The organism is Microbacterium sp., from assembly GCF_031988965.1.
GTDB lineage: Bacteria > Actinomycetota > Actinomycetes > Actinomycetales > Microbacteriaceae > Microbacterium.
In genome coordinates this window covers 1-6,375 of record NZ_DALZXX010000076.1, presented here as the reverse complement: position 1 = coordinate 6,375, position 6,375 = coordinate 1, and the positions used below count along the sequence as shown (strand labels likewise).

Below are 6,375 nucleotides of genomic sequence, written 5' to 3'. Positions count from 1 at the left end.
GGGATCCTGCAGCGTGGCCGGATCCGCATCACCCCCGCCGGCGACGCGGAAGACCGCCGTCTCGCCGGCGAGAAGCGTGACGAGTCCCTGATCGACCGTCGCGTCTGCCGCGTACCGGTCGACGAGCAGGGTGATGTCGCGCACATAGGCCCGCGCCGTGACCTGCACGAGCGTCACGCCCGGCTCGTCCGCCGCGGGGCGGACCTCGACGTCGAGCGCATCCGGGTCGAGTCTCTGAGCGACGAGCTCGACCGGGTTGTGCACGGCCGTGGGGAAGCCGTCGAGCCGCGCGACCACGATCTCACCGGCGGCGTCGGCGTGGTCGGTGAGCTCGGGGTCGAGGCTGATCGTCGCCTCACCGCGCGCCGCGATCGACAGCGCCTGCACCGACTCGGCGAGCACCCGGCCGTCGAAGGTCGTCCGCTGCAGAGCGACCTCGCCCTGCCAGGGCTCGTCGGTGTCGTTGAGCACGACCAGCGCGAGCCCGGACTCGCGCGGCTGGAAGGTGGCCAGACGCGGTTCGTACACGTCGCGCAGAGCGAACCAGAGCGGCTTGCGTCGCTCGGCGAAGTCGACCGCCGCCCACGACACCACGGGCCAGCTGTCGTTCAGCTGCCACACGATCGCGCCGGTGTTGCGCGGCGAGAGCGAGCGGAAGTGCTCGATGCCGAAGCGCACGGCGGCGGCCTGGTTCAACTGGGTGGCCCAGTGCCACTCCTCGATCGATCGGGGCTCGGGCAGGTGGCCCGCCATGCCGCGCTCGAGCTTGAGGTTGCCGTCGGCGGCCTTCTGGTGCACGAGCATCTGGTGCCCGTAGGGATCGAGCGGCTCATCGTGCACCGCGTCGACGAGCGTCGTCCATGCGGGCGGCCCCTGGAACCCGAACTCCGAGGCGAAGCGCGGGCGATGACGCCGGTACTCCGAGTAGTCGAGCGTGTTCCACACGTCCCAGATGTGCATGGTGCCGTGCGACTCGTCGTTGGGGTGGATGCCCTCGGCGAACGAGTACGGGCTGGCCGGCGAGTAGAAGCGCGTCGGATCGAGTTCGGCGACGAGCGACGGCAGGAGGGAGAGGTAGTACCCGAGCCCCCAGGTGCGACCGTCCAGCGGCTCCTTCCAGCCCCAGTCCTCGTGCCCCCAGATGTTCTCGTTGTTCCCGTTCCAGATCACCAGCGAGGGATGCGGGCTGAGCCGCACGATCGCCTGCGTCGCCTCGGCCTCGACCTCGTCGGCGAGCCACTCCTCCTCCGCATACGCGGCGCAGGCGAAGAGGAAGTCCTGCCAGACGAGGATGCCCGCCTCGTCGCAGGCGTCGTAGAAGTCGTCGGACTCGTAGAGGCCTCCGCCCCACACCCGGAGGAGGTTCATGTTCGCCTCGACGGCATCGCGGACGCGACGCCGATAGCGGTCCGCATCGATCTCGGTGACGAAGGCGTGGTCGGGGATCCAGTTCGCCCCGCGCACCTGGATGACCTTGTCGTTCACCCTCAGCACGAACGGCGTGCCCTCGGCATCCGGAGTCGTGTCCACCGCCACCGTGCGGAATCCGACCCGCGACGACCAGTGATCGACAGCCTCGCCGGCTCGGTCGAGCGCGACCTCGACGGGGTAGAGCGGCTGCTCGCCGTGGCCTGCGGGCCACCAGGGCTGCACATCGGGGACTCGGATGCTCACGACCACCCCGGCCGCGCCCTGGGCCACCTGCTCGGAGATGCTCGTTCCGCCGACCGACACCGTCACCAGCACCGGCTCACCCGTGGAGACCTCGGACCACTCCAGGTCGATGTGCGCATCGAGCACCCCGTCGACGCCGTCTTCGCGGCGGGCGAGATCGACGAGCGGCCGGACGGCGGCGATCCGCACTCCGGTCCAGCTGTCCAGGCCGATCGGCTGCCAGATGCCGCTGGTGGCGACGTCGATGCCCCAGTCCCAGCCGAAGTTGAACGCGGCCTTGCGCAGCGCGTTGTACGGGTGGTGGTTCACGTGCGGGCGCGGCCCGTGCTCGGCGCTGCGCGCTTCCGCCTCGTCCACGGGCGCGCGGAAGGTGATCGCGAGGGTGTTGGCACCGTCGCGCAGATGCCCCCCGAGGTCGAAGCGGTAGCCCCGGTGCTGGTTCTGCGTCTCGGCGATCAGGCGGCCGTTGACCTCGATCGCGGCGACCGTGTCGAGTCCGTCGGCGACCAGGTCGTGACGATCCGATCCGTCGTCGTGCCAGTCGAACTCGGTCTCGTAGCGCCAGACCGTGCTGCCGATCCACTGCTGCGCCGACTCGTTGTCGCCGTCGAAAGGAGCGGCGATCAGGCCGGCTGCGTGAAGATCGGTGTGCGCGCATCCGGGCACGGTCGCAGCGACCGCCGCCTGCGCGACCTCCTGCGGGATCGGGCCGGAGACGGCGGTCAGGGTCCAGTTGTCGTGAAGAGGTCGAAGTGCCATGAGCGTCCTTGCGTTGAGCTACTTTATTACCTAAGTTTACAAAGTGAGGCCAGTATAGCCCGGAGGTATGATCCGGGTGTCGATGAACCGAAAGCAGGACAGGTGACCGAGCACGACGCGGGCGCGAAGATGCGCACCTGGCCCCATCTGACGGGCGTCGAACGCGGTGCCCTCCGCGAGCTGCTGATCCACGGCCCCCTGCCGCGGGCCGAGCTGGCGCGGCGCCTTCAGGTGTCGCGGGCGAGCATGACCCGCGCCACGCGACTCCTCGTCGAGCACTCCCTGATCGCGGAAGACGAGATCACGCTGCGCGGAGCGATGGGTCGCCCCAGCGAGATGCTCGTCGTCAGCGACGACGCGCATCACCTTCTCGGCATCAAGCTCACCGGTGACGCGGTCTTCGCCGTCGTGACCACCCTCGGCGCCCGGCTCGTCGCTTCGATCGAGGAGCCCCTCGTGTCGAACTCCGTGGAGGACACGGTCGATCAGATCGTGCGGATCCACGCGCGCTTCTCCGAGACGTTCGACGACATCCATGCCGCCGGCGTCTGCCTGGCCGGTGACCTCGCGACCGTCGACGGTCAGCAGATCGTGGTCGCCTCGTTCTTCCTGCGCTGGCGCGATGTGCCCCTCGCCGCCCTGCTCAGCGAGCGCCTCGGCATCCCTGTGACCGCCGACAACGACGTGCGCGCACTGACCGCCGCCGAGCACTGGTTCGGCGCCGGAGCGGGATGCGATTCGCTGGCGCTCGTCACCGTGGGTGCCGGCATCGGCTTCGGACTCGTCGTCGACGGACGCGTGGTGACCGGGCACAACGGCCGGGCCGGGCAGCTCGACCACCTGCTGGTGGACACCACCGGGCCGACGTGCGGACTCGGGCATCACGGCTGTGCGAGTGCCTACCTGCCGAGCGCATGCATCGTGCAGGCCATCGCCGCTGCAGGCGAGGGTGGCACCGACCTGGACTACGACGGCGCGGTCGCGCGGGCGCGCGCGGGCGACCCGATCGCTCTTCGCGCCTTCGGCGACGCGGCGCGCGCGCTCGGAATCATCATCGGCACCGTCCTGAACGGACTCGACCCCGAGAAGATCGTGCTGACCGGCGACGGCCTCGCCCTGATGGAACTGCAGGGCGAGACCGTCATGCAGACGATCGAGGCCACCCGCGTGCCGAGCGCGCTGCCGGCACCGCTCGACGTGCAGCCGTTCGAGTTCACGGAGTGGGCACGCGCAGGCGCCGTTCTCGCGATCCGCAGCCTGCTTCGCTTCTGACGCGCGACCTTCGCGCTCGCCGCTGCGCGACTCAGCCCTGTCGACCCTTGAACCTCGGGTTGAGCTTGTTGATCACGAACACCCGGCCTCGCCGCCTGACGGCCTGGGCACCCGGCTGATTCTTCAGCGACTTGAGCGACGCTCGCACTTTCATTGCACTCTCCTTATTGAGAACCGTTATCATCTTCACGATAGGCCCCGAAGCGCCTGAACGGAAATGAGGAACGTGAGCACCACCCAGATCACCGTCGTCACCGGACTCCGACCGGAATCCCGGTCGGCGGTCGCGCGACGTGTCGCGCGCCGCCAGCGCTGCTCCCACGTGCCGGCCGACGCGCTGACGGATTCCCGAGCGGATGCCGCACTCGCGACCGTCCACGCCACCGGATCCGTCGCATCACTCGACAGGATGGTGATCGAGCTGCCCGCGGACGCCTCGGTGGAGACCACCATCGGAGTCTTCGACGACGCCCAGGACATCGCCCTCGCCGAACTCGTGTGCGTCGTCGAGGCGGCATCCTTCTTCGACGATCTTCTGATCGACGACTACGTGTCGGTCGCGAACAGTCGTCCGCCGCTTTTCGTCGCTCGCTCGCTCCGGATGGTGCAGCACATCGAGCACGCGAGCACGATCCTGATCACCGGGTGGGACGACGTCGCGACCAGAGACCTGTCGGTGCTGCTCGCGACACTCAGCAACTTCGCTCCCGCCGCCAGGCTGCGCCTCGATCGCGCGACGGATGCCGCCCCGCCGTCCGCGTTCTCTCCGATCGAGAATCAGCCCGGCTGGGTGCACCTGCTCAACGACGAGCACCGGCCGCACATGAGCGACATCCGGGTCAGCGCCTTCCGCTACGAGCAGCTGCGCCCCTTCCACCCCGGGCGACTCCACCAGCTCCTCCAGGACCAGTTCCCCGGCGGTGATTTCGGGGCCGTCCTGCGATCTGCCGGCTTCTGCCGGCTCGCGACCAGACCGGGCATCGTCGGCAGCTGGGACCACGTCGGCCAGATGATCTCACTCGAGCCCCTCGTGCGCGACGACGGCCTCGACGGGGAGATGCTCTCTCTCGGCCAGGACATCGGGGTCATCGGCGTCGATCTGGATGTGGCCGCGCTCTCCGCCGCGCTCGACCGGGCCGCAGTCTCGGACTCCGAGTTCCTGGCGGAAGGGGCCGACTGGTCCGGGCTCGACGACCCCTTTCCGCCGTGGCCGGCGTCCGTGCACACGGAGGATTGAGCGCGGAGCACCGAGCGCGGCAGCCGGTGTCGCGGAGTGACCGGGCGTCGTCACGCGGTCCGCAGCCGCACGCTCACGCGCCGTAGAGCTCCCCGACCGGCACCGCCACGTCGAGCACGTTGCCCGGCTGCGCGAGCGGGCATGCCCACGCCGGGTCATAGGCGCACGAGGGGTTGTAGGCGAAGTTGAAGTCGAGCACGATCGTGCCGCGATGCGCGTCGGATCCGAGGTCTGCTCCCTTGATCGTGTCGATCAGGTAGCGCCCTCCGCCGTAGGTGCCGCCGGGCTTCCCCGCCAGCGAATCGCGCAGCGGGATGAACAGACCTCCGCCGTAGGTCGTGAGCCGCCACACGTCGAGCGACCCCGTGTCGGGGATCTCGACCCTGCCGATCCGCTCGAAGGGCACCACCCCGTCGGTGCCGGTCGCGAAGTCGAATCCCCCGGGCTCGGCGTCGAGGATCGGCAGCTCGAAGCGCCAGGCCGGATCGTACGAGGCGATCGGCAGCCCCTCGAACATCACCCGATCGTCGGCCAGTAGCGGCGTCGCCGGGTGGTGCAGCAGAAGCTCATCGCGCTCGATGCGCCAGAGCTCGTGCGCCTCTTCGGGTGAATCGGCGTGCCGCACCGCGGAGTACAGGGCGAAGACGCGGCGGCGCCAGTCGGCGACCTCGAGAGTCGTGCGAGCTGAGGTGGTCATGCCCTCAGGCTACGCCCGCCCGCGCCACACGTCCGCGGCGGTCAGCGGCACGAGCGGCGGCCTCGAGACCGTCGTCGAGAGCGATTCGCGCCGACCTGAGCTCGCAGACGTCGCGAGCGCCGTCATCACCTCGAGCACGTGCAGCGCCATCGCGCCGTCGGCGCGGGCCTCTCCCCTCGCGAAGTCGATCAGACCGACTCCCCGCCCGGAGTCCTCGAATCCGGCCGAGGGCTCGAGCGCACTCCACTCGCCACCGCGCGGATGCACGCGCACCTCGCCGGCGAAGCCGTTGGGGTCGGGCACCACGAGAGATCCCTCGGTGCCGTGCACCTCGATCGGCGATGCCGCGGAGCGCACTCCGTCGAAGCTCATGGTCACCGTCGAGATCGCGCCCGAGCGATGGTGCAGGATGCCGGTGAGATGCGTGTCGACCTCGACCGGGATGGACTCTCCCACTCGCGGCCCCGACCCGATGACGCGCTCGTCGCGCGACCGCGATGCGGCGCCCGACACCGCCTCGACGGGGCCGAGCAGCTGCACCAGCGCCGTCACGTAGTACGGCCCCATGTCGAGCAGCGGACCGCCGCCCACGCGGTAATAGAAATCCGGATGCGGATGCCACGCCTCATGGCCCGCCGAGACCCACATCGCCGCGGCGGATGTCGGGCTGCCGATCGCCCCGCCGTCGATCGCGGCGCGCGCCGTCTGCAGACCTGTGCCGAGCACCGTGTCCGGC

The 6,375-nt window shown here is 69.8% G+C and carries 6 protein-coding genes; 2 read left to right on the top strand and 4 right to left on the bottom strand.

What is annotated here, in order from left to right; genetic code table 11:
* Nucleotides 1-2,433, bottom strand: a 2,433-nt coding sequence (locus RTM68_RS12285; protein ID WP_312171284.1) for a glycosyl hydrolase 2 galactose-binding domain-containing protein, incomplete at its 3' end; no start/stop codon positions are given.
* A gap of 102 nt (nt 2,434-2,535) precedes the next feature.
* On the opposite strand from RTM68_RS12285, the gene RTM68_RS12280 reads away from it, so the two are divergent.
* Nucleotides 2,536-3,705, top strand: a complete 1,170-nt coding sequence (locus tag RTM68_RS12280) for an ROK family transcriptional regulator (protein ID WP_312171283.1) — start codon at nt 2,536-2,538, stop codon at nt 3,703-3,705.
* A gap of 31 nt (nt 3,706-3,736) precedes the next feature.
* Here RTM68_RS12280 and ykgO read toward each other — a convergent pair whose 3' ends face one another.
* Nucleotides 3,737-3,859 (bottom strand): type B 50S ribosomal protein L36, encoded by a 123-nt coding sequence (gene ykgO, locus RTM68_RS12275; protein ID WP_312171281.1) that lies wholly within the window; start codon nt 3,857-3,859, stop codon nt 3,737-3,739.
* A gap of 72 nt (nt 3,860-3,931) precedes the next feature.
* Between ykgO and RTM68_RS12270 the strand changes: the two genes are divergently transcribed.
* On the top strand, nt 3,932-4,942 hold the full coding sequence (locus tag RTM68_RS12270) for a GTP-binding protein (RefSeq protein WP_312171278.1): 1,011 nt from the start codon (nt 3,932-3,934) through the stop codon (nt 4,940-4,942).
* Nucleotides 4,943-5,015: 73 nt separating this feature from the next.
* Here RTM68_RS12270 and RTM68_RS12265 read toward each other — a convergent pair whose 3' ends face one another.
* Entirely contained in the window at nt 5,016-5,639 is a 624-nt protein-coding gene (locus RTM68_RS12265; RefSeq protein ID WP_312171276.1) for a DUF1684 domain-containing protein, read from the bottom strand.
* A gap of 9 nt (nt 5,640-5,648) precedes the next feature.
* Nucleotides 5,649-6,375: Gfo/Idh/MocA family protein (locus tag RTM68_RS12260; RefSeq protein WP_396654229.1), on the bottom strand; the 727-nt coding region annotated here is incomplete at its 5' end.

Bases quoted from the DNA above. Each gene is read 5' to 3' on its own strand.
- RTM68_RS12265 (WP_312171276.1), bottom strand. From the start codon at position 5,639: ATGACCACCTCAGCTCGCACGACTCTCGAGGTCGCCGACTGGCGCCGC.
- ykgO (WP_312171281.1), bottom strand. From the start codon at position 3,859: ATGAAAGTGCGAGCGTCGCTCAAGTCGCTGAAGAATCAGCCGGGTGCC.